This is a genomic window from Oleiphilus sp. HI0066, assembly GCF_001635725.1.
Genome location: NZ_LWFH01001196.1, coordinates 1 through 1,276, shown reverse-complemented (window position 1 = coordinate 1,276; position 1,276 = coordinate 1). Strand labels below are relative to the sequence as shown.

Below are 1,276 nucleotides of genomic sequence, written 5' to 3'. Positions count from 1 at the left end.
CCGACAAATGCACTCGGTCGTACGCCAACCTTGGCTCTGCAGAAAGAACTGTCACTTCGACGTTCATATCTTGTTCAAGTATCTGCTCAACAAAATGATGGCCTACCATTCCATTGCCGACTACCAATACTTTCATTGTTGATGCTTGCATAACTTCTTCTCCACCAAAAATTTTGGGGCAAAAAAAAACCCATGCCACCAGCATATTTGCTAGTTAGCATGGGCTTCTTTGCCGTCAGCACATTAAGTTCATTCTTAATATGCTGTCTCTGTTCTGTGTGAGTATGAACCGTCGTCATACCCCGCGCGGTTTTTAACACTGCTTTGCGATACGATTTCTAATACAAATTTAGTACCAACTTTATATCTCTATAAGATTCAGGCACTTACAAGGCTAGACTTATCAGTAGCTACCGAGCTTTATGCACCATAATGGTGCTGGCGCACCAATGATTAGCTAGAAGAGATCGCGCCAGCTTGTTCAAGCCATCGCTGCAATCGATCTAATGGCAGGGGCTTACAGCCATAGTAACCTTGATAACGGTTACACGATAACTTCTCTAAGACTTTTAAAGTTTGTGCATCTTCGATGCCCTCTGCAATCAAATCGCAGCCTAAACCTTCCGCCATCGCAATCACGGTTTGTATGATCACTTTTGAGTTTTCATCATTCTTTATATCTTCGATCAAAGAGCGATCTAACTTGATTTCACTTGCAGGCAAACCTTTGAGATATGACAACGATGAATAACCCGCGCCAAAGTCATCAATTGAAATCTTGAACCCATGGGCTGCTAATTTATCCAGTGTCGCAATGCTAAACGCCGGATCATCCATCGCCGCAGTTTCGGTTAACTCCAAATAAACCAATTCAGGTGATACATTCTCGGTCTTCAGTGTTTTAAGAAGTTGAGCGCCAAAATACTTAAACTTCAGATCACGCGCTGAAATATTAATCGACATGCTTCCGTCATAGCCTTGAGCTCGCAGCATTACCAAAGCACGTATCGCTTCTTGAAATACCCATAAGCTCAGCTCATTAATTACCCCAGTTTCTTCGGCCAGGGGAATAAATTGATCCGGAGGAACAAAACCATTCTCTAGATGAATCCAACGTACTAAAGCCTCGAGACCAATCACCTTCCCGCTACTAATTTCAAACTTCGGCTGAAACACTAAACTGAGCGCATCATCATTCAAGGCCTTACGTAAGTCTGTCATCAGGGTAAGCCGGCTCGAACTATAGATATCGTACTTCTCACTATAGATTCCCATG

Annotated in this window: 1 protein-coding gene; it reads right to left on the bottom strand. The window is 43.0% G+C overall.

Annotation, left to right across the window (positions count from 1 at the left end; genetic code table 11):
* Positions 1-453: 453 nt before the first annotated feature.
* Positions 454-1,276: bifunctional diguanylate cyclase/phosphodiesterase (locus A3738_RS16205; RefSeq protein WP_068763727.1), on the bottom strand; the 823-nt coding region annotated here is incomplete at its 5' end.